The following is a 20,625-nucleotide window of genomic DNA, read 5'->3' as shown; positions in this document are numbered from 1 at the left end:
ATGATTCCAGGACCGACGGATTCGATCACCGATGTCGCGGGCGTGCGGGTGGGGCACCATCAGCGGCTCGACGATCACGTCACCGTGGCGACCGACGATGCAGCGGGTGAAGGCTGGGCCACCGGTACCACCGTGGTCTTGTTGCCCGAGGGCGCCGTGGCAGCGGTCGATGTCCGCGGCGGTGGACCGGGTACGCGCGAAACCGACCTGCTCGATCCGTCCAACACCGTGCAGCAGGTGCACGCGATCGTCCTCAGTGGTGGCAGTGCCTACGGACTGGCCGCGGCCGACGGGGTGATGGCCCATCTCGAGAGCCAGGGCATCGGCCTGGCGATGGACAAGCGTGGTTCGGTGGTGCCGATCGTGCCCGGCGCGGTGATCTTCGACCTCGCGGTCGGCAATTGGTCGGCTCGTCCCGACCGCGACTTCGGTGCCCGCGCGGCGGCGAACGCGGACACGTCGGTGGCGACCGGATCCGTGGGAGCCGGCACGGGCGCCCGGGCCGGTGCGCTCAAAGGTGGCGTCGGCAGCGCGAGCATCACATTCACCACCGGTCCGGCCACGGGTATCACCGTCGCAGCGCTGATCGTTGCCAATCCGGTGGGTGCGGTCATCGACCCGACCAGCGGATTGCCTTGGGGCGCACTCCCGTTCGAATTGGACCACTACGGTCTGAAGCAGCCGGCGCCCGACGAGGTGTCGAAGCTGTTGGAGCTCACCACCAAGGCGAGCCCGCTCAACACCACCATCGGTGTCGTGGTCACCGACGCCCCGCTGGATCCGGCGTCGGTGAGACGAATCGCGATGACGGCACACGACGGGCTGGCCCGAGCGATCCGTCCGGCCCATTCACCGCTCGACGGGGACACACTTTTCGCCGTTGCGACCAGATCGGCGACGCCGACGCCGGGGCCCGACGAGTCGCCCGAGGTTCCGCCGGGCATGAACCCGCTCGTCGCGTTGGTGGCTGCGATCGGTGAGGCCGCGGCGACCGTGGTGCAGCGCGCCATCGTCGGCGCAGTGGTTGCCGCCACACCGGTCGCCGGAATACCGACTTACCGGGAGACGTTGCCAACAGCATTCGTGCCCGAATAGCTTTCGGTCACCCCAGAGTTGCCGATACCGAGGCTGCCGAAACGACGTCAGGGGTTGTGTTGCTAACCATCAGCCGGTCGCTGGTTGATCAGATGGTCGCCCATGCCCGCGCGGATCACCCCGACGAAGCGTGCGGTGTGATCGCCGGACCCGAGGGTTCGGACCGTCCGGAGCGATACGTCGCGATGGTGAACGCCGAGCGATCACCAACCTTCTATCGGTTCGATTCCATCGAGCAGCTCAAGGTCTGGCGTGAGATGGATCGCAGGGACGAAGAGCCCGTGGTCATCTATCACTCGCATACGGCGACCGAGGCCTATCCGAGCCGCACCGACGTCTCGTTCGCCTCTGAGCCGAATGCCCACTACGTGCTGATCTCGACCCGTGACCCCGACAACGAAGAAATCCGGAGCTACCGGATCGTCGACGGCGAGATCTCCGAAGAGCCGATCGACATCACCTAGAGGGAGTTCACCATGGCAGTAACTGTTTCCATCCCGACGATCCTGCGTACGTACACCGACGGGAACAAGCGCGTGGAAGCCAGCGGGGCCACCGTTGGCGAGCTGATCGACAACCTCGATGCAGGCCACAACGGACTCAAGGACCGGCTCATCGCGTCGGGCAAGCTGCATCGTTTCGTCAATGTCTATGTCAATGATGAAGACGTGCGTTTCTCCGGAGGCCTCGACACCGCGGTGGCCGACGGCGACGAGGTGACGATCCTGCCCGCCGTCGCCGGTGGCTGATTCGCGCCGAGCCGAAAACCACTAGAAATGACACGTTATGAATCGCTCATCGACTCGGTGGGTCACACACCGCTGATCGGGCTGCCGCGCCTGTCGCCGCGATGGCACGACAGCGATGACGGTCCCGCCGTACGCCTGTGGGCCAAGCTCGAAGACCGCAATCCCACCGGTTCGGTCAAAGACCGTCCGGCACTGAGGATGATCGAGCAGGCCGAGGCCGCCGGCCTGCTGTCGCCGGGTGCGACCATCCTCGAACCCACCAGTGGCAATACCGGCATCTCGCTGGCGATGGCCGCAAAACTCAAGGGCTACAACCTGATCTGCGTGATGCCCGAGAACACGTCGATCGAACGCAGGCAGCTGTTGACGATGTTCGGCGCGCAGATCATCTCGTCGCCTGCCGCCGGTGGGTCGAACAAGGCGGTCGCGATGGCCAAGGAACTGGCCGCCGAACACCCCGACTGGGTGATGCTCTATCAATACGGCAATCCCGCAAACGCGCTGGCGCACTACGAGGGCACCGGCCCCGAACTGCTGGCGGATCTGCCGGAGATCACCCACTTCGTCGCCGGCCTCGGAACCACCGGGACACTGATGGGTGTCGGCCGATACCTGCGTGAGAACAAGCCCGGCGTCGAGATCGTCGCCGCCGAACCGCGTTACGGCGACGAGGTCTACGGCCTGCGCAACATCGACGAGGGCTTCGTGCCGGAACTCTACGACGACACGATCCTCACCAGCCGCTTCTCGGTCGAGGGACGCAACGCGGTCCGCCGGATCCGGGAGCTGATCGAGGCCGAGGGGATCTTCGCGGGGATCTCGACCGGTGCCATCCTGCACGCGGCACTCGGGGTCGGGCGCAAGGCCATCAAAGCCGGTGTCCGGGCCGACATCGGGTTCGTGGTGGCCGACGCCGGATGGAAGTATCTGTCGACCGGGGCGTACGAAGGTAGCCTCGATGAAGCAGGTGAGGGGCTCGAAGGCCAGCTCTGGGCCTGACCGCCACACCCCTGTTGCCACCTTCGATCGGAGAACCATGACCGGATCACTCGGTTCATACGGCGCTGCCGACGGACAATCGCCTGCGGGTTCGCGTTCGAAAGGCCCGGCATCCTGGCCGCTGTGGGTGCGGTCGATTGCCATCATGGTGGCGCTCACGGCCTTGCTCTACGTCATCGAGTTCATCGATGTGCTCAGCGATCGTGATCTCGACAGCGCAGGCATTGAGCCGCGCGAAGTCGACGGACTGACCGGCGTCGCCGCCTCACCCTTTCTGCACGCCGACTGGGAACACCTGGCCGCCAACACGATTCCGGGCATGGTGCTCGGCTTTCTGGTGTTGATGACCCGCCGGTTCCTGATCACCACCGCGATCGTATGGGTGGTCTCCGGCGTGGGGGTGTGGTTGTTCGCACCTCCGTATTCGGTGACCGTTGGCGCCTCGGGCATCATCTTCGGCTGGCTCACCTACATCCTGGTGCGTGGCCTGTTCAACCGGAACTTCATGCAGATCCTGATCGGTGTGGTGGTTTTCATGATCTACGGCGGCATCCTGTGGGGTGTGCTGCCCGCCGATACCGGTGTGTCGTGGCAAGGTCATTTCTTTGGCGCCGTCGGTGGCGTCCTGGCGGCCTGGTACCTGTCCAGGAGAGATCGCAAGCAGGCGCAGAAGGCGGCATCACCGACGCCGTACGGCACCACCAACTTCGGCAATCCCGGGAGCACCAGACTGTGAAATCAGATGCGTCAGCGAGTCCAGATGTCAATGCGCCGATCGGCATCTTCGATTCCGGCGTCGGAGGGCTCACGGTTGCCCGTGCGGTGATCGATCAGTTGCCGTCGGAGAACATCATCTACATCGGGGATACCGCCAATGGTCCGTACGGACCGCTGACCATTCCGCAGATCCGGTCCCATGCCCTCGCGATCGGCGACGAGCTCGTCGAGCGCGGCGTCAAGGCGCTGGTGATCGCGTGCAACACCGCGTCGGCAGCGTGCCTTCGCGATGCCCGTGAGCGATACCCGATCCCGGTGATCGAGGTGGTCCTGCCCGCGGTCCGTCGTGCGGTCGCAGCCACCCGTTCAGGACGGATCGGCGTGATCGGTACCGAGGCGACCATCGCTTCCCGCGCTTACGAGGACTCGTTCGCCGCGGCGCGAAATGCCGTGATCACTTCAGTGGCCTGTCCGCGATTCGTCGACTTCGTGGAGCGGGGGATCACCAGCGGGCGGCAGGTCCTCGGGTTGGCGGAGGGTTACCTCGAACCCCTTGCCGCGGCCCGCGTCGACACCGTGGTCCTTGGATGCACGCATTATCCGATGCTGTCCGGGGTCATCCAGCTCGCCGTCGGCGACGACGTGACGTTGGTGTCCAGTGCCGAGGAAACAGCCAAGGACGTGTTGCGGGTACTGACCGCGGGCGACCTGCTGCGAGGGCCGACCGATGCCCCGGCAGAACGGGTTTTCCAGGCCACCGGCGATCCGGAACTGTTCGCGAAGCTCGCGACCAGATTCCTGGGACCGGCAATCGGAGCAGTCCAGCACGTGTGATCGGTGGTCCGACAACCGCGGACCGATCGGGCGTGGCAGCATGGCGTCATGCGTCTGACCGTGCTGGGGTGTTCGGGCAGTTTGTCAGGCCCCGATTCGCCCGCATCGGGGTACCTGTTGACGGTGCCCGGTTGCCAGCCGGTCGTGATGGACTTCGGTCCCGGTGTCCTCGGATCACTGCTGCAACACGTGGATCCGAATGAGGTTGCGATAGCGCTCAGTCACCTCCATGCCGATCACTGCCTGGATCTCCCTGGCCTGTTGGTGTGGCGTCGCTACAGCCCGGTCCCGGCCGTGGGGCGGGGCACGCTGATCGGGCCACCCGGGACCGCCGACCGGATCGGCGCGGCATCGTCGGAGTACCCCGGCGAACTCGACGACATCACCGACACGTTCGGTGTCAGCGCCTGGATCGACGGCGGCGAGATCGAACTGGGCGGGATGACATTCTTCTCCCGCCGGGTCAATCACCCGCCCGCGACGTTCGGGTTCCGCGTGACCGGTCCCGAGGGGCAGGTGCTCACCTACAGCGGTGACACCGGGGTGTGCGATGAACTGGTCGAGTTGGCCGAAGGCGCTGATGTGTTCCTGTGTGAGGCGTCGTGGACCCACGACCCGGTGAACCGGCCCCCGAATCTGCATCTGTCGGGTCGGGAGGCGGGGGAGGCCGCGGCCAAGGCCGGTGTCAAGAGCCTGCTCTTGACCCATCTGCCGCCATGGACCTGGCCTGAAGAGGTGCTCGCGGAGGCCCGGCAGGCCTATGACGGTCCGATTCGGGTGGTCCGCCGCGGCGACGTCATCAACATCGCCTGACGCCCACCCGGATACAGCTGCCGGGGCGACTCGATAGGGTGGGCCCTGTGAGTAGACGTGCAGATGGCCGAACCGATGACGAACTGCGGAAGGTGACCATCACCCGTGGTTTCACCAGTCACCCCGCCGGATCAGTACTTGTGGAATTCGGGGACACGCGGGTGATGTGCACCGCCAGCGTCACCGAAGGTGTGCCGCGCTGGCGGCGCGGATCCGGCCTCGGCTGGCTGACCGCTGAATACGCGATGTTGCCTGCGGCCACCCATGATCGTTCCGCCCGTGAATCCGTCAAGGGCAAGGTCGGCGGACGGACACAGGAGATCAGCCGTCTCATCGGCCGGTCACTGCGTGCCTGCATCGACCTCGCCGCGCTGGGGGAGAACACCATCGCACTCGACTGCGACGTGCTGCAGGCTGATGGTGGTACCCGAACCGCCGCGATCACCGGTGCCTACGTGGCTCTGAGCGATGCGGTGACCTACCTGAACGCGGCCGGGAAACTTGCTGATCCACAACCGATCTCGTGTGGCATTGCAGCGGTCAGCGTCGGTGTTGTCGACGGTCGCGTGCGGCTCGACCTGCCGTACGAAGAGGATTCGCGCGCCGAGGTCGACATGAACGTGGTCGCGACCGACACCGGGACGCTGGTCGAGATCCAGGGCACCGGTGAGGGCGCGACGTTCCCGCGTTCGACACTCGATCGTTTGCTGGATTCGGCGATGGCCGGCATCGAGGAGCTGTTCGTGGTGCAGCGTGCGGCTTTGGCGCTGCCGTACCCGGGCGTGCTTCCCGAGCCCGAGATCACCGGGAAACGTAAGACTTTCGGCAGCTGATGAGCCAGATCCTGGTTGCCAGCCGCAACAAGAAGAAGCTGGCCGAACTGCGTCGGGTTGTCGAGAAGGCCGGTATCGAGGGCCTGGATGTGGTGGGTCTGGACGAGGTGCCACCGTTCGACGAGGCACCCGAGACCGGCGCAACGTTCGAGGAGAACGCGCTGGCAAAGGCGCGCGACGCGTTCGCGGCCACCGGGCTTCCCTCTGTTGCAGATGATTCCGGGCTCGAAGTCGACGCATTGAACGGAATGCCGGGCGTGCTGTCGGCGCGCTGGTCCGGGCGTCACGGCGACGACATCGCCAATTTGGAGTTGTTGCTCAATCAGCTCGGAGATGTCCCCGAGGACCGCCGCGGCGCGGCATTCGTGTCGGCGTGCGCGCTGGTCACCGCGGACGCCGAAGTGGTGGTTCGAGGCGAGTGGCGCGGCAGGATCATCGCAGAACCGGTCGGCGACAACGGTTTCGGATACGATCCCGTGTTCGTGCCGGACGAAGAATCGGCGTCCGGACGCAGTGCAGCGCAGCTGTCACCGGCGGAGAAAGATGCTTTGAGCCATCGCGGCCGAGCCCTGGCCCAACTGGTGCCCGCGCTGCAGCAACTGGCTTCGAACTAAGTCCTATGGATCCGGGTCTGGTTCGGGTCAGATACCGAACTGGGCCCGGATCTCCTGGGTGCGCTTGTGTTCGACCCAGAACGACAGGAACGGGATCGTTCCGGCGATCAGCGTGAAGACCGCCCTGCCGATGGGCCACCGGACCTTGATACCCAGGTCGATCGCCATGATCAGGTAGATGAAGTAGACCCACCCGTGCACGAACGGCACGAAGTCGAGGGTGTGGTCGTCGAAGCCGTAGAGCAGGATCATCTCGGCGACCAGCAGCAGCAACCACAGACCGGTGATCCATGCCATCACCCGATACCGCAGCAGTGCGCCCTTGATCTTCTTCGGCGGCGTCGCTGTGGTGACCGGGGTGGTCGACTCGGCGGGGGTCTGGCTCACTGATTGCTCCGTTGCGGGTTGTCGGTGGGGTGATTGTCTGCGTCGTGATTGTCTGCGGGGTCATTGTTGGTGCTGCGCGACTCTGTGGCGCGATGCGTGTCGGCGTCTCTGAGTTCGGCCAGCAGTCGGTTGTACTCGGCGATCTGGGCGCCGTCGGTGGTGCCGTCCTCGACCAGCGGGGTCGGTGCCGCATCCGGTCGGGGCGGCAGGAGCCCATCCGGAATCTCCGTCACGCCGCGGCTGCTGTTGAGCTTGTGGACTTCTTCCGGATCGGATTCGAGGACCACGAACTTGCGGTAGGCGTAGACGCAGAATGCCGCGAACGCCGGCCACTGCAGCGCGTAGCCCAAGTTCTGGCCCGTCCCGCCGGTCGATTCGAACCGACTCCACTGCCACCACGCCAGCCCAAGGCAGGTGGCAGCTGCCACCACGACCAGCGCGATGAGTGCTGGTCGGTGCCTTCGCTTGTTCGATGCCATGTCTTGACGGTACCTAAGTGATGCAAGTCGCAGGTCAGCCGGTACTCTGTCTCCTGCACGCGCGAGTGGCGGAATTGGCAGACGCGCTGGATTTAGGTTCCAGTGTCTACGGACGTGGGGGTTCAAGTCCCCCCTCGCGCACCACGAGATCGATGAGGTTTATCTGCCGCCGGCTAGGCGAAGTCGCCACCGGCGGCTGTGGGGACACCCGAAATGTGGATGATCGAACTGAGCTCCCACGAACCCGGTGAGTCGATGTTGTCTTCGCCTGGGTTGAGCAGCGGATCGGTATCCGGCGTCCACGTCGGTTGCACATTGATCCAGGACTGCGGGTCACCGTCGAGCAGTCCGGCGAACACCGCCGCGACGATGGTGGAGCCGACTGCGCCGAGGTGTTCGCCACCGCCGAGTTCGGCTTCCTTGAGGATGTAGAACCAGAGTGAACCCGGTTCCTCGGGTTCGATCCTGATCGGTGTGATGCCGAGCTTCTTCGCCACGTCGACACCACTGGGGAGTTCCAGCTGAATCCCTCGCAGAAGGTTGCGCGATGCCAGGACGTTGTTGGGGTCTCCGGGCTTGCCTTCATGGAGAAACGCAAGCGCATTCGCGAGTTTCGTGTCGATTCGATGTGCGCGCTGGGGAAACCTCGGAACCCTCGATGTTGCCATCGGCAAGAACCAGTCCCATTGGATGGCGTTTTCGTGGCTCACCGGTCCGAAACCGAAAAGGTGATCGGGCGGTTGTTGCGTTCCGGAATTGTCGAAGATCGGCACAAGGTCGTCGTCGCCGACTCCGCGCTTGAAGTTCGTGTTGTATTTTGACCGGACCATCGAGTGGCCGAATCGGTATGCCGCCCCGGAGAATTCGACTGGCATGTACGGCTGATCATGCCAGTCGTACACCTCTTTGAGGTTGCGGGTCCACGCCGCGGGGATGGTTCCCGCCACCGGTGGGACGAGTGCTTTGTCCTGGATCGCGTGGTCGGTGATCCGTTTGACGAAGTCGTGCCACACAACCCACTGATAGAGCCAGCGCAGTGTTGTTCGGGCCGCCGTGAACGCATCGGGGATGTCCTGTGCGATTGCGCGGTCGACCAAGGTGTTGTGAGCCAACAGAAATGCGAGATGCAGCTGACTGACGATGCTGTTCTCGTCGTTGCGCGGATCGCCGATCAGTGCGCGTCCCTTGGAGTTTCGGGGTAGATCGTGAAGGCTGGTCGAGGGTATGTCGCCGACCAGGAACTTTCGCTTGGCCGGGTCGGGCTGGTCAGTGTCGTACAGGTAGGGCTGGTCGTCCGGCCCGCGGCCGTACAGGTTGTCGAGATCGAGGCGCGGTGTCCGGAAGTTCGCGAGCTTGTTCGGGTCGTTCACCCGCTGCAGGCTCGATGCCGGGTCGAACGTGATGTCGTGGTCGATGAACTGGCCGAAGTAGGTGTAGCCGGCCGGGATCACGGACTTGAACTCCGTGTTCATCGCCGGTTCGTCGACTTCATGGGGTGGCGTCGGGATCCCGTTGGGGGCCGCCTCGATCATGTGTTTGTTTGCGAACTCCAGGCAGAAGGCCTCGAGTTCCGCGCTGTCGGAGATGGGTTTCCCGTCCTCGCCGGTGGGACGCCACGGTGCAAGATCACCGAAGAGTCGACCATATGGGCCCTGGTACAGACGGGAACGCGGTGAGACGGCTTCGTTCGATGATGTCGATTCGTGTGTCATGGTGACCTGCTTGGTTGACGGTGCACGGAAAAGGGCGACGTTGCCAGAGCTTTCGTCTTTGATACCGCGATCACCGGCCGGTTGTCGTGCCTCATCGGGCAGAGATGAAATGGCGGGCGGCGTCTCTGCATCCGCTGTGACGTCTGCAGGCATCGCCGCCCTGCCGTGGTTGAGAGTAACAGAGATTCGAACGTATGATCGAACTGTGAAGGTGGCAGATATTGGCGGTGACGGCGGACAACCGCGTGGTTCGGCGTTCGTCCGAGTCGGCCATGTCGCCGTGTCGATCGATCTCGTGACCCTCTACGCCTACCAGCCGCACCACTCGGGCATCTATCACCCCGAGGGGTTGCAGTTTCGTCGAAAAACGGTGGGAGTGCTGACCGAGTGGGGGATGACCGAGTGGGGTGAATGGTTCGGCAAGGTCACCTACACGATCCCGGCGCGCGGCCGCGAGGAGAAGGTGACGCACTGGGTACCGGGCTGGGCATTGCGGCCGGTTGAGGAGCCCGGACGTAGGTAAGCCGCCGCGTGTGGTCGATCCGCGAGGTGGCGGGAGTCGGCATAGAGGCGGACCCTGGAAGGACCATGTCTGCGAACCTGGCGGCCCCCGGCCGGCGGTCTGCACGAGCTGCCGTTGCGGTCTGGTTGATCGCTGTTCAAGTCTTGCTGACGGCGTCCGTCGGCGCTTTGTTCTGCGGGGCAGGCAATGCGACCGTGGATTCCATCGAGGCTCGGACACCGTCGCGGTCGTCGAGCGAGAGCCTGGTGAACACAGCCGCCGAGGCTGCCGAGGCTGCGGCTGGGACCGCCGGTGGGATCGAATTGGAGGCAGCGATCCTCGACACGACGACCGGTGCGCTGGCCCCGGGAGGTCACGGCGACCCGCCCATGCTGTCGGCGTCGCTCTCGAAATTGGTTGTGGTGGTGGACATCATCGATCGCCGGCGGGATGAGGGCTTGATGGTGAGTGGACCCGACCTCGATCTGATCCGGCGAGTGCTCGGGCCCAGCGACGATGTCGCGATGAGCGAGCTCTGGGCCCGTTTCGACGGGCAAGGTGCGGTCGATCGGTTGGGCCCGCGCCTCGGGTTGACCGGGACGATTGCACCGGTCGACTCCTCGGACTGGGGGGAGATGACGGTGACCGCGGCAGACATCGCGCGCATCTACGGTCACGTGCTGGCCATGCCCGCATCCGACCGGGATCTGATCCTCGATGCGCTTGCCGCAGCACCTCCATTTGCGACGGACGGTTTTGCCCAATACTTCGGTCTGCTCGCCGCGAGGCCCGACGGCGTGGCGGTCGCCAAACAGGGCTGGATGTGTTGCTGGGGCGAGACCGGCTACCTGCACAGTGCGGGCCTGGTCGATGGCAACGGGCGCTTTGTGGTTGTCCTGCTCAGTCGTCAACAGTACGAACAGGGTTGGCAACCGGCGCGCGACCGACTGACGACGGTGGCGTCCGCTGTCAACGACGTACTCGGCACTGCCGGCCCCCGTCGTGTGGTGACTTCGACGACGGTGGCGCCTCGCTGATGCGATGGCGATCGGTCGACAAATGGCCATGCAAAAAGGGAGACCACCCGGGTGGATGGTCTCCCTCTTGTTTGCTCAGTTGACGCTCGGACTGCCCTACTTCGTGTAAAGGCCCTCGATGGCGGCGGTGTGCGAATCGTGGATCACGTTGCGCTTGAGCTTGAGGGTCGGCGTCAGTTCGCCCGACTCGATGGTGAAGTCGGTCTCGATGACCCGGTACTTCTTGATCGCCTCGGCCTTGGACACCAGGGCGTTCGCCGCGGCGATGGCTTCGTCGACGTCGGCAAGAATTTCCTTGTGCTCCAACAGATCTGAGATCTGCATATCTGCCGGGAGGTCGTGGCGTTCGAGCCAGCCGGGCAGTGCCTCCGGATCCAGGGTGATCAGGGCGGCGATGAACGGCTTGTTGTCGCCGACCACGAGCGCCTGACTGACCAGCGGATGGGCGCGGACGGCATCTTCCATCTGGGCAGGCGAGACGTTCTTGCCGCCCGCGGTGACGATCAGCTCCTTCTTGCGTCCCGTGATCGACAGGTAGCCATCGTCGAGTGTGCCGATGTCGCCGGTGTGGAACCAGCCGTCCTTGATGGCCTCTTTGGTGGCCTGCTCGTTCTTCCAGTAACCCCCGAAGACCACCGGTCCCTTGAGCAAGACCTCGCCGTCGTCGGCGATCGCAACCGACTGACCATGGACGGGGCGTCCGACGGTTCCGATGCGTTGTGCGCCTTCGGCATTGACGGTGACGGCTGCGGTGGTCTCACTGAGGCCGTAGCCCTCGTAGATCGGCACGCCGATACCGCGGAAGAAGTGGCCGAGGCGCGCGCCAAGCGCGGCACCGCCGGAGACCGCGCTATCGCAATTACCGCCGAGTGCGTCGCGCAGTTTCGAGTAGACCAGCACGTCGAACAGCTTGTGCTTGACCTTGAGGACCAGGCCGGGACCGCCGGTGTCCAGTGCCTTCGAGTACTCGACGGCGGTGTCGGTGGCCGCGGCGAAGATCTTGCCCTTGCCGCCGTCCTCGGCCTTTTGCTTTGCCCCGTTGTAGACCTTTTCGAAGACGCGGGGGACCGACAGCAAGTAACTCGGTTTGAAGGCGGCCAGGTCGTCCATCAGCGTGGGAGACACCGTGGTGTGGCCGAGTTGCACGAGGTGCACGATCGATGCCACCGAGATGACCCGCGCGAAGATGTGGGCCAACGGGAGGAACAGCAGCGTGGAGCTGCCCTCGGACATCAGGTCGCCGAGGGTCACCCGGACCGCGTGGCATTCATGGATGAAGTTGGCGTGGGTCAGCGCCACGCCCTTGGGCTTGCCGGTGGTCCCGGAGGTGTAGACCAGAGTCGCGACGTCGGACGCCAGGGTGTTGGCGTGGCGCTGCTCGAGTTCGTCGTCGTCGATCGTCTCGCCGCGCTTCACGAGCTCGTCGATGCCACCTTCGTCGATGACGAGTGTCTCTTTGAGTTCGGTGGCGTCGGCGAGTACAGGGGAGTGTTGCGCCTTCTGGTCGGCATTCTCGAGAACCAGCACCGAAGTTCCGGAGTTCTCGACGATGTACTGGACCTGCGAGGGTGACGAGGTCTCGTAGATCGCGACGGTGACGCCGCCTGCTCGCCAGACGGCGTAGTCGATGACGGTCCACTCGTAGCGGGTCGCCGAGAGGATGGAGACGCGGTCACCCGGGCCGATACCCGATGCGATGAAGCCCTTCGCGACCTTGTCGACCAGATCGGCGAACTCTTTGGTGGTGACGTCGTACCAGGAACCATCCGCCGCGCGGCGCTTGAACAGTGTTTTCGTGGGTGACTCGGCGCGGTGCTTCAGCATCGAATCGACGATGGACGCCTTCTCCGGAACAACAAAGTCCGAGGGGACGGTGATCTCTTGCACGTTTGCCTCCAGTGGAAACGAATGGCGGACAGGGGTGACCGACCAATTCGGACACCCTTAGCTGTGGGCCACGTTACCTTTTCTTATTACTCGCGAGTAGGGGGCTGACGGTGTAAGTGTGTCGCATCCTCACCACGCGACTCACGAATAACGGATTCAAGCTGATCACGGCTACAGTGGAAAGCGATGACAGACAGTATTGGTGCGGCCCCCACGAGTGATATGGCCGCCGAAAATGAAGAAACCGTGACCTTCGCAGACCTCGGGATGGATCCCCGCGTGTTGCAGGCGCTTACGGATGTGGGTTATGAAACCCCATCGCCGATCCAGGCAGCGACCATTCCGCCGCTCCTCGAGGGTCGGGATGTGGTGGGTCTTGCACAGACCGGCACGGGTAAGACCGCTGCCTTTGCAGTGCCGATTCTCTCGGGTATCGATCCGAACGGTCGCAAGCCCAAGGCGCTGATCCTTGCGCCGACGCGTGAACTGGCGTTGCAGGTCGCCGAGGCCTTCGGCCGTTACTCGGTGCACCTCCCCGGAGTGAAGGTGCTGCCGATCTACGGCGGCCAGAGCTACACCGTGCAGCTGTCCGGTCTGCGCCGCGGAGCCCAGATCGTCGTGGGTACGCCCGGTCGCGTGATCGATCACCTCGACAAGGGCACCCTCGACATCTCCGAGCTCGACTACCTCGTCCTCGACGAGGCGGACGAAATGCTCAACATGGGCTTTGCCGAGGACGTCGAGCGCATCCTGCGCGACACCCCCGACAGCAAGCAGGTGGCACTGTTCTCGGCCACCATGCCGAAGACCATCGGGCGGTTGTCGCAGAAGTACTTGAAGAACCCCGTCGAGATCACGATGAAGGCCAAGACCGCGACTGCGTCGAACATCACGCAGCGCTATCTGCAGGTCTCTCACCAGCGCAAGATGGACGCGCTGACCCGTGTGCTCGAGGTCGAGACATTCGACGCGATGATCGTGTTCGTCCGTACCAAGCAGGCCACCGAGGATCTCGCCGAACGCCTGCGTTCGCGCGGTTTCTCGGCAGCAGCGATCAACGGTGACATCGCCCAGGCGCAGCGCGAGCGGACGATCGCACAGCTCAAGAACGGTCAGGTCGACATCCTGGTTGCCACCGACGTCGCGGCCCGTGGGCTCGATGTCGAGCGGATCTCGCACGTCCTCAACTACGACATCCCGCACGACACCGAGGCGTACGTGCACCGGATCGGTCGTACCGGCCGCGCCGGTCGTTCGGGTAACGCGCTGCTCTTCGTCTCGCCGCGGGAGCGTCACCTGCTCCGCGCCATCGAGAAGGCCACTCGTCAGCCGCTGGAAGAAATCGGTCTGCCGAGCGTCGACGATGTCAACGCGCAGCGCGTGGCGAAGTTCGGTGAGTCGATCACCGCGAACCTCGGATCGGACAACCTCGACCTGTTCCGCAAGCTGATCGAGAATTACGCGAGCGAGAACGACGTCACGATGGCTGACATCGCGGCTGCGCTGGCACTCGAAACGCGTGATGGCGGATTCCTGCTGTCACCGGACCCGCCGGCGAGCGAGCGCAAAGACCGCGATCGCAAGGAACGTACTGAGCGTTCCGGACACGGCGACGGCGATTTTGCCACTTACCGACTGGCCGTCGGCAGGCAGCACAACGTCACCCCGGGTGCAATCGTGGGCGCGATCGCCAACGAGGGCGGCCTGTCCCGTGGCGATTTCGGTCACATCAGCATCCGCGCCGACCACTCTCTGGTCGAGCTGCCTCGCAATCTCGATCGCGACACGCTGTCGCGGCTGCGCAGCACTCGGATCGCCGGTGTTCCCATCGGCATCAAGAAGGACGAGGGTTCGCCCCGCGGCGGTCGCTCGCAGGGTGGCGGTTCGAAGAGCTACGGCAACAAGTCGTTCAGTCGCGATCGGCGCGGAACGCAGAAAGTTGCCGGCCGCGGCCCCAGGTAGTTCACAGGGACCTGGTCCTATCGCTGGAAAACATGTCCGTGTTGGGGAAGTATTCGACAAAATGAGATCTTCTCGTAACAATGCAGTCTGGTGACACGATCTCACCAGTGGCACATGTACATCTCTCGATAGCAATAGGAACAGTATGGGTTCAGTGGCGACAGCGGATCCGATCTCGGCAGCTGATGCAGCCGAGCATCGGGATCGCGGGACAGCGATCGTGGTCGATATGCGACCACAAGTAGTGCGGCATCAGGGTAGTTTGCCCGGGGCCGTCGTGGTCGAGCCCGGTGAGTTGGAGGATGCCTTCGACCCGGGTTCGAGTCGCCGGATCCCGGTGATCGACGGATTCGACACCGAAATCGATGTGGTGTCGGTGAAGTCACAAGCTTCCCGGATCGCCGAAAAGATCGCAGCCCTGGGGTATACGAACGTGCATTATGTTGTCGGCGGGTACCGCGCGTTGCGCGGTGCCATCAGCCACAAGTGACGACAGGCCGTAACAGACACGCGGTGTGAACCGAGACGCTTCAGCGGGTAGCGTTCAGGGTGATAAATAGTGTCAACCTGAGGCTTAACTCGAGGACGTGATGACCGATTCGGTGTCCGGCGACGACCGGCGTGGCAGGGTCCTGCGGTTGTTGCAGTTCTTGCATGAACTGATCCGCGCAAAATCGTCGGTGATCCGTGACGTGAGCGAGCACGCCGGCGTGGTGTGGCTCGGCGACGGCTATGACATCTCGATCAACCGTGACGCTGCCGTGGGCCAGGTGATCACCGAGCTCTCGCGCGACAATCCAGCGCAGAACACCGCGTATGACCTCCTCGCGCAGGCGGTCGACGAATTGGCCGAGCGTCCTGAGTCACTGGAACTGGTGCTCGCCTCGGGGCTGTTGACGTATGGCGACCCGCTTCTGGTCCGCGAGCATCTCGTGACCCAGCCCGTTGTCGCCGTCCATGACCACACCGCGGGCATCATCACCGTCAAGCTCGCCGGAGGCTCGCAACCTGAACTGCACGCCGGCCACCTGCTGACCGGTTTCGACGGTTTCGATCTGACTGTCTCGGCCGAACTGTCCGGCCAGCTGGCCACCACGCGCTCACCGGTTGCGGACTCGATCGAGAAGTTCTTCACCAAATGGCGCCGTGCGGTTGCCGATGACCCGGCGTCGGTCCAGGTCGACCTGGAGCCCGCGCTGGTACTCCGACGACGTGGCTTCGCCCCCTTGCTCGACTACTACGAGTCGATGATCGCGGCTCTGCGCGACGAGTCGAACGAGATCCCGATCGGTCTGGCCCAGCTGGTCGAACCGGTCGAGGCAGAGGAGCGTGTTCGACGTCTGCGTGACAGTGGCGCGATGTCGGCTGAAGAACTCATCGAGGATGCGCTCTATCCGTTGCCGTCCAACGTCGAGCAGCGCGACATCCTGGCCCAGCTCGGTCTCGACAGCGGCGTGGTGGTCGAGGGTCCGCCCGGAACCGGGAAGACCCACACGATCGCCAATCTGATGACCGCGCTGCTGGCCAAAGGACAGCGGGTACTGGTCGTCTCCGAAAAGGCGCAGGCCTTGCACGTACTGCGTGACAAACTGCCCGTCGAAGTACAGCAGTTGGCTGTGTCGATCACCGACGTCACCAAAGACGGTTCACAATCGCTGATCGACAGCGTGGAAGCCATCGCCAATCGCAAGGGCAGCTTCCAGTCGCGGGTGGCGACCAGCGAGATCAAGAACCTGCGGTCCAAGCGTGACCAGGCCCGGTCCAAGCGGGAACAGATCCTGCGGGACATCTGGCAGCTGCGCGAGTCCGAGACCGAAAAGCACGAGTGGGTCGCGGCCGGCTACAGCGGTACCGCCGCCGGCATCGTCCGGCAGTGCAATGATGTTGCCGTGCAACATGATTGGTTGCCGGGACCGCTGCACAGCCCGTTGCCGCCGCTGGAGCGTGAAGAGTTCGATCGGTTGCTCGAGCTACTGGGTCGTCGCACCGAGCAGTGGGCGAGCCGGATCGGCCAGCATCTACCCGACCTCGACCTGGTCCTGCCCGGAACGATGGAACTCGAGTCGATCTGTAACCGGGTGCGCAATCGACCCACCGAGCAGATGGTCGGCAGCGGTTCGCTGCTCGCGATCCTGGCCGATGTCGACAGTGCCCGTCTGCTGCGTGTGAAGGCAAGGTGTGATCGACTCGGCGCCGCCGTGCGCGAAGTCCGCACGTTCCCACCGCATCTGCAGCAGATGGCAGACCGATTGCTCTCGGGTGAGGCCTCCTACCTGTGGAATCGCGTCACCGCACTCTCTGCGGTGATCGACGACGCCACCGAACGTGACACCCGGATCGGCACCCACACGGTCGAGGGCCACGGTGCCGCGCCCGGCGATGCGGTGCTCTACGAGAAGGCGGCCGAGTACCTCGAGTCCGGTGGCCAGTGGCGGGCACGTTTCCGAAAAGCGCAGGAGCAGAAGGCAGTCGAAGATCTCGGTGCCACCTTCACCGTGGACGGGCGTGAACCGACGGATGCGGCGTCGCTGCGTCTGGTGGCCGATCATCTCGGCGTGCTCGATGCGGTCAATCGCGTACAGGCGATCTTGTCCGAGGTGGGCGTGCCGATGGATACGTCCGGCACTCGATCGGTGCAACTCGGACGGTTGGTACGTCTCGACGGACAACTGGGCTGGGTCTCCGAGTTGCTCACCGGCCGTGACCAATTGGTCCGTGAGCTCAATGCAATCAGCCCCGGCGGCCCGCGCCCGAAGAGCATCGACGAGGTCGAAGAGGTTGCGCGGCAGGCCGGTGCGATCGCCGCGGCCAACGACGGTGTCCTGGCACGACGTGAACTCGACGACGTGGCACGTGCACTGTCGGCCGAGGTCGAGAAGGGCCCGTCGCCGGAAGGGGACGCGCTACTGGCAGCGGTACGGGCAGCGGACGCCGATGCGGTCCTGGAGGCTCGCCGGGCGTGGCACACCGCCCGCGTCGAACTCGAAAACCAGGGCGCGCTCGATCTTTTGGAATTGAGACTGAAGGCGAAGGCGCCTGCCCTTGTCAAGCTTCTTGTCGAGACCGCAACTGATCCCGTATGGGAAGACCGGCTCGAAGATCTCGATGCCGCCTGGTCGTGGCGACGCGCCTACCAGTGGGCCCAAGAGCGCAGCGACCCCGACCGAGAGAGCCGCCTGGAAGCGGATCTCGATGAGGTCGAGGCGGATATCACCCACTTCACCGCCCGGTTGGCTGCGGCATGCGCTTGGCGGGAGTGCCTGGAGCACATGACCGTCAGTCAGGTGCAGGCACTGCAGTCCTATCGCGACCACATCACCAACATCGGTAAGGGTTCGGGTAAACACGCCGAGCGCTTCCGGCTGGCAGCGCGCTCCGCGATGGCGCAGGCACAGACTGCGGTTCCGGCGTGGATCATGCCGATCGCCCAGGTCCTCAGTTCGGTTGCGCCCGCACAGAACTCATTCGATGTGGTCATCGTCGACGAGGCCAGCCAGGCCGACATCTCCAGTCTGTTCCTGCTCTGGCTGGCACCGCGGGTGATCGTCGTCGGCGACGACCGGCAGTGTGCACCGGGTGGTTTCGGCGGCTCGGGGATGGAAGAGGTGTTTGCCAAGCTCGACACCTACCTGCCCGACATCCCGCAGTACATGCGTGACAGCCTGACTCCGCGGTCGAGCCTGTTCTCGATGCTTCGGACCAGGTTCGGTCACGTGGTGCGCCTGCGCGAACACTTCCGGTCGATGCCGGAGATCATCGAGTTCTCCAGTCGGCAGTTCTATCCGGATTCGCCGCTGATCCCGGTGCGCCAGTTCGGTGCCGACAGGTTGCCGCCGTTGCGTACCCGCTACGTCGAGAACGCCAGGAGTACCGGAACCAACTCCTCGTTGGTCAATGCCGACGAGGCCGCGGCGTTGGTCGGTGTTGTGACCGAATGCATGGAGGATCCCCGCTACGACGGCATGTCCTTCGGTGTGGTGGTACTGCAAGGTCAACGGCAGGTGGACCTTCTCACCCAGATGCTGCGGGAAGCGCTCGATCCGCAGGTGTGGCGGGACCGCAACCTCCGGATCGGCACACCGCCGGACTTCCAGGGCGACGAACGGCATGTGGTGTTCCTGTCGATGGTGGTCTGCCCTGACACCAACGTGAATGCTCTGCGGCGCAGTGAATCTCAGCGGCGCATCAATGTTGCCGCATCTCGCGCGATGGAACAGCTGTGGCTCGTCCATTCGGTTCAGCCGGACGATCTCAAGGACAACGATCTGCGGTACTCGCTGCTGACCTACATGCAGAAGACCGAAGGCGCCCTGGTTGATCCGATGCCGACCGGCGTCACCCCGAACACACGTACGGAACCTTTCGATTCACTGTTCGAGCAGCAGATCTTTGTCGACCTCGTCGACCGCGGATTCTATGTGAATCCAAAAGTGGTGGTGAACAACCGGGTTGTCGATCTGGTTGTCACCGGCAGCGATGCCAGGCTGGCAGTGGAGTGTGATGGTGACGAGTTCACCAGTACCCCCGAACAAGCCCGAGCCGACATGGAACGCGAGCGTGAACTCCGGCGGTGTGGTTGGCGGTTCTGGCGGGTACGGGAATCGGAGTATCTGCTCAATCCCGAACATGCCCTCGACGGACTCTGGGATGAACTCGAAAAGCGCGGTGTGCGACCCAATTCGGTGGGTCCGGACCTGGCAGGCGGCCCGGTTGACGACCCGTGGGTGCCGGTGGCGCTGACCGGCGGCGACTAACCGGTAGCCCGGACCTTCCGCAGTAGTGCGGGAAGGCCCGCGCCAGCGGTGGTTTGCATGAAGTGGGTGACCGATGACCTCAAAGGTGTTGGCTCCGGGTTGATCTCGATCACCGGAATGCCGGCGGCGAGAGCTCGCTCGGGCAGTGATGCGGCAGGGTAGACCAGACCCGATGTACCGACGACGATCAACAGGTCGCAGCCGAGCGCGGCGTCGGCCGCGCGACCCCAGGCGTCGGAGGGGAGTGGTTCGCCGAACCACACGACACCCGGGCGTACTTCTGACAGGCATTGTGGACACGAGGGCGGTTCCACGCGCGGTGCCTCGGTCGCGATCTCCGGATCGGCGTCGATGCCGAAGTAGGGCAGCTCGCAGTTCGAGCACCGGGGTTCGAACAGGCTGCCGTGAAGATGTGCGATGACCTCGCTACCGGCGCGTTCGTGTAGGTCGTCGACGTTCTGGGTGATCACCGAGACGGTGCGGCGCTCGGCCCACTGCGCCAGCGCCACATGGCCCTGATTGGGGGTTGTCGAGCGCACGAGCTTGGCGCGCCACTGGTACCAGGCCCAGACCATCGCGGAGTCTCGGGACCAGGCTTCCGGTGTGGCCAGTTCGGTCGGATCGAAGCGTTCCCAGAGACCGGTCTGCGCGTCGCGGAAGGTCGGCACTTTGCTCTCGGCGGACATTCCGGCGCCCGAGCAGACCGTCACCCATCCGGCGTCTCCCACCAGATCTGCGATTGCCGGATCGAGTGCGGATTCAGTCATCGGTGGTCGAGCTCTCCAATTGGGCACGCAGAATTGCGGCGGTCGCGGGCAGGTCGGGGTCACGTCTGGTCAACAACCCTTTTGCCAGGGTCAGCTTGTCACCATGGTGACGTGGCACCACGTGCAGATGTGAATGGAAGACCGATTGGAACGCCGCGCGGCCGTCGTTGACCAGGAGGTTGACGCCGTCGGCGGCGATGGCAGAGGCCCGCAGTGCGGCAGCAATCCTCTGGCCTGCCACAAAGAGCTTGCCGCCGAGTTCAGGGCTCAACTCGGCGAGGTCGGCGGCATGCTTTTTCGGGATCAGCAGGGTGTGGCCGGGGCGCACCGGTCGGATGTCGAGGAATCCGAGGATGTCGACGTCTTCGTAGACGAGGTGGGCTGGCGATGAACCGTCGGCGATGGCACAGAAGATGCACTCCGTCATGCGCCCACCCTAGTGGCAGCCGAGAACGACGCGATCAGTGACATATTCAATTATCAC

The 20,625-nt window shown here is 64.2% G+C and carries 20 protein-coding genes and 1 tRNA gene; 15 read left to right on the top strand and 6 right to left on the bottom strand.

What is annotated here, in order from left to right:
* The 9 genes from AC56PL_RS19430 to rdgB are packed head-to-tail and all read left to right on the top strand — an operon-like array spanning position 1 to position 6,654.
* Complete coding sequence (locus AC56PL_RS19430; RefSeq protein WP_497154813.1) at positions 1 to 1,095, top strand: P1 family peptidase; 1,095 nt, start codon at positions 1 to 3, stop codon at positions 1,093 to 1,095.
* A 59-nt stretch (positions 1,096 to 1,154) separates the two neighbouring features.
* Entirely contained in the window at positions 1,155 to 1,559 is a 405-nt protein-coding gene (locus tag AC56PL_RS19425; RefSeq protein ID WP_497154812.1) for a M67 family metallopeptidase, read from the top strand.
* Between the two features lie 12 nt (positions 1,560 to 1,571).
* Complete coding sequence (locus AC56PL_RS19420) at positions 1,572 to 1,844, top strand: MoaD/ThiS family protein (protein ID WP_497154811.1); 273 nt, start codon at positions 1,572 to 1,574, stop codon at positions 1,842 to 1,844.
* Between the two features lie 27 nt (positions 1,845 to 1,871).
* On the top strand, positions 1,872 to 2,843 hold the full coding sequence (locus AC56PL_RS19415; protein WP_497154810.1) for a PLP-dependent cysteine synthase family protein: 972 nt from the start codon (positions 1,872 to 1,874) through the stop codon (positions 2,841 to 2,843).
* A gap of 37 nt (positions 2,844 to 2,880) precedes the next feature.
* On the top strand, positions 2,881 to 3,579 hold the full coding sequence (locus AC56PL_RS19410; RefSeq protein WP_495516863.1) for a rhomboid family intramembrane serine protease: 699 nt from the start codon (positions 2,881 to 2,883) through the stop codon (positions 3,577 to 3,579).
* A complete protein-coding gene (gene murI / locus AC56PL_RS19405; protein ID WP_495516862.1) occupies positions 3,576 to 4,394 on the top strand; it encodes a glutamate racemase in 819 nt (272 codons plus the stop codon). The genes AC56PL_RS19410 and murI overlap by 4 nt, the downstream gene beginning before the upstream one ends.
* A gap of 48 nt (positions 4,395 to 4,442) precedes the next feature.
* Positions 4,443 to 5,207, top strand: a complete 765-nt coding sequence (locus AC56PL_RS19400; RefSeq protein WP_495516861.1) for a cyclic nucleotide-degrading phosphodiesterase — start codon at positions 4,443 to 4,445, stop codon at positions 5,205 to 5,207.
* A 47-nt stretch (positions 5,208 to 5,254) separates the two neighbouring features.
* Positions 5,255 to 6,040: a ribonuclease PH gene (gene rph / locus AC56PL_RS19395; RefSeq protein ID WP_495516860.1), complete on the top strand. Its 786-nt coding sequence runs from the start codon at positions 5,255 to 5,257 to the stop codon at positions 6,038 to 6,040.
* Entirely contained in the window at positions 6,040 to 6,654 is a 615-nt protein-coding gene (gene rdgB, locus AC56PL_RS19390) for an RdgB/HAM1 family non-canonical purine NTP pyrophosphatase (protein WP_495516859.1), read from the top strand. Before rph ends, rdgB begins: the two co-directional genes overlap by 1 nt.
* Positions 6,655 to 6,681: 27 nt before the next feature.
* Here rdgB and AC56PL_RS19385 read toward each other — a convergent pair whose 3' ends face one another.
* A complete protein-coding gene (locus tag AC56PL_RS19385; RefSeq protein ID WP_495516858.1) occupies positions 6,682 to 7,041 on the bottom strand; it encodes a DUF3817 domain-containing protein in 360 nt (119 codons plus the stop codon).
* A complete protein-coding gene (locus AC56PL_RS19380; RefSeq protein ID WP_497154809.1) occupies positions 7,038 to 7,520 on the bottom strand; it encodes a transcriptional regulator in 483 nt (160 codons plus the stop codon). The genes AC56PL_RS19385 and AC56PL_RS19380 overlap by 4 nt, the downstream gene beginning before the upstream one ends.
* Before the next feature lie 59 nt (positions 7,521 to 7,579).
* On the opposite strand from AC56PL_RS19380, the gene AC56PL_RS19375 reads away from it, so the two are divergent.
* Positions 7,580 to 7,664, top strand: a tRNA-Leu gene (locus tag AC56PL_RS19375).
* Between the two features lie 29 nt (positions 7,665 to 7,693).
* Here the strand turns inward: AC56PL_RS19375 and AC56PL_RS19370 are convergent.
* On the bottom strand, positions 7,694 to 9,232 hold the full coding sequence (locus AC56PL_RS19370; RefSeq protein WP_497154808.1) for a peroxidase family protein: 1,539 nt from the start codon (positions 9,230 to 9,232) through the stop codon (positions 7,694 to 7,696).
* A gap of 211 nt (positions 9,233 to 9,443) precedes the next feature.
* On the opposite strand from AC56PL_RS19370, the gene AC56PL_RS19365 reads away from it, so the two are divergent.
* Both AC56PL_RS19365 and AC56PL_RS19360 read left to right on the top strand, forming a co-directional pair.
* Complete coding sequence (locus AC56PL_RS19365) at positions 9,444 to 9,755, top strand: hypothetical protein (RefSeq protein WP_497154851.1); 312 nt, start codon at positions 9,444 to 9,446, stop codon at positions 9,753 to 9,755.
* A gap of 65 nt (positions 9,756 to 9,820) precedes the next feature.
* The gene (locus AC56PL_RS19360; RefSeq protein WP_497154807.1) at positions 9,821 to 10,771 is read left to right on the top strand and encodes a hypothetical protein; all 951 of its coding nucleotides are present in this window, start codon (positions 9,821 to 9,823) and stop codon (positions 10,769 to 10,771) included.
* Positions 10,772 to 10,867: 96 nt separating this feature from the next.
* Here the strand turns inward: AC56PL_RS19360 and AC56PL_RS19355 are convergent, their stop codons facing one another.
* Positions 10,868 to 12,658, bottom strand: coding sequence for an AMP-dependent synthetase/ligase (locus tag AC56PL_RS19355; protein WP_497154806.1), 1,791 nt, complete (start codon positions 12,656 to 12,658; stop codon positions 10,868 to 10,870).
* A 222-nt stretch (positions 12,659 to 12,880) separates the two neighbouring features.
* Between AC56PL_RS19355 and AC56PL_RS19350 the strand changes: the two genes are divergently transcribed.
* The 3 genes from AC56PL_RS19350 (at position 12,881) to AC56PL_RS19340 (ending at position 19,374) form a co-directional block, all read left to right on the top strand.
* Positions 12,881 to 14,620 carry a DEAD/DEAH box helicase gene (locus AC56PL_RS19350; RefSeq protein ID WP_495516932.1) on the top strand — a complete coding sequence of 580 codons (1,740 nt, stop codon included), beginning with the start codon at positions 12,881 to 12,883 and terminating at the stop codon, positions 14,618 to 14,620.
* Positions 14,621 to 14,774: 154 nt separating this feature from the next.
* Positions 14,775 to 15,110: a rhodanese-like domain-containing protein gene (locus AC56PL_RS19345; protein WP_495516853.1), complete on the top strand. Its 336-nt coding sequence runs from the start codon at positions 14,775 to 14,777 to the stop codon at positions 15,108 to 15,110.
* Between the two features lie 100 nt (positions 15,111 to 15,210).
* The gene (locus AC56PL_RS19340) at positions 15,211 to 19,374 is read left to right on the top strand and encodes a PDDEXK-like endonuclease domain-containing protein (protein WP_497154805.1); all 4,164 of its coding nucleotides are present in this window, start codon (positions 15,211 to 15,213) and stop codon (positions 19,372 to 19,374) included.
* Here AC56PL_RS19340 and AC56PL_RS19335 read toward each other — a convergent pair.
* Together AC56PL_RS19335 and AC56PL_RS19330 are read right to left on the bottom strand one after the other, a co-directional pair.
* The gene (locus AC56PL_RS19335) at positions 19,371 to 20,141 is read right to left on the bottom strand and encodes an SIR2 family NAD-dependent protein deacylase (RefSeq protein WP_497154804.1); all 771 of its coding nucleotides are present in this window, start codon (positions 20,139 to 20,141) and stop codon (positions 19,371 to 19,373) included. The two genes, AC56PL_RS19340 and AC56PL_RS19335, sit on opposite strands and share 4 nt — an antisense overlap.
* Complete coding sequence (locus tag AC56PL_RS19330) at positions 20,134 to 20,568, bottom strand: HIT family protein (protein WP_497154803.1); 435 nt, start codon at positions 20,566 to 20,568, stop codon at positions 20,134 to 20,136. Before AC56PL_RS19330 ends, AC56PL_RS19335 begins: the two co-directional genes overlap by 8 nt.
* Positions 20,569 to 20,625 lie beyond the last annotated feature (57 nt).

This window comes from Williamsia sp. Y721 (genome assembly GCF_059683565.1).
This window is presented reverse-complemented; position numbering and strand designations above follow the sequence as displayed.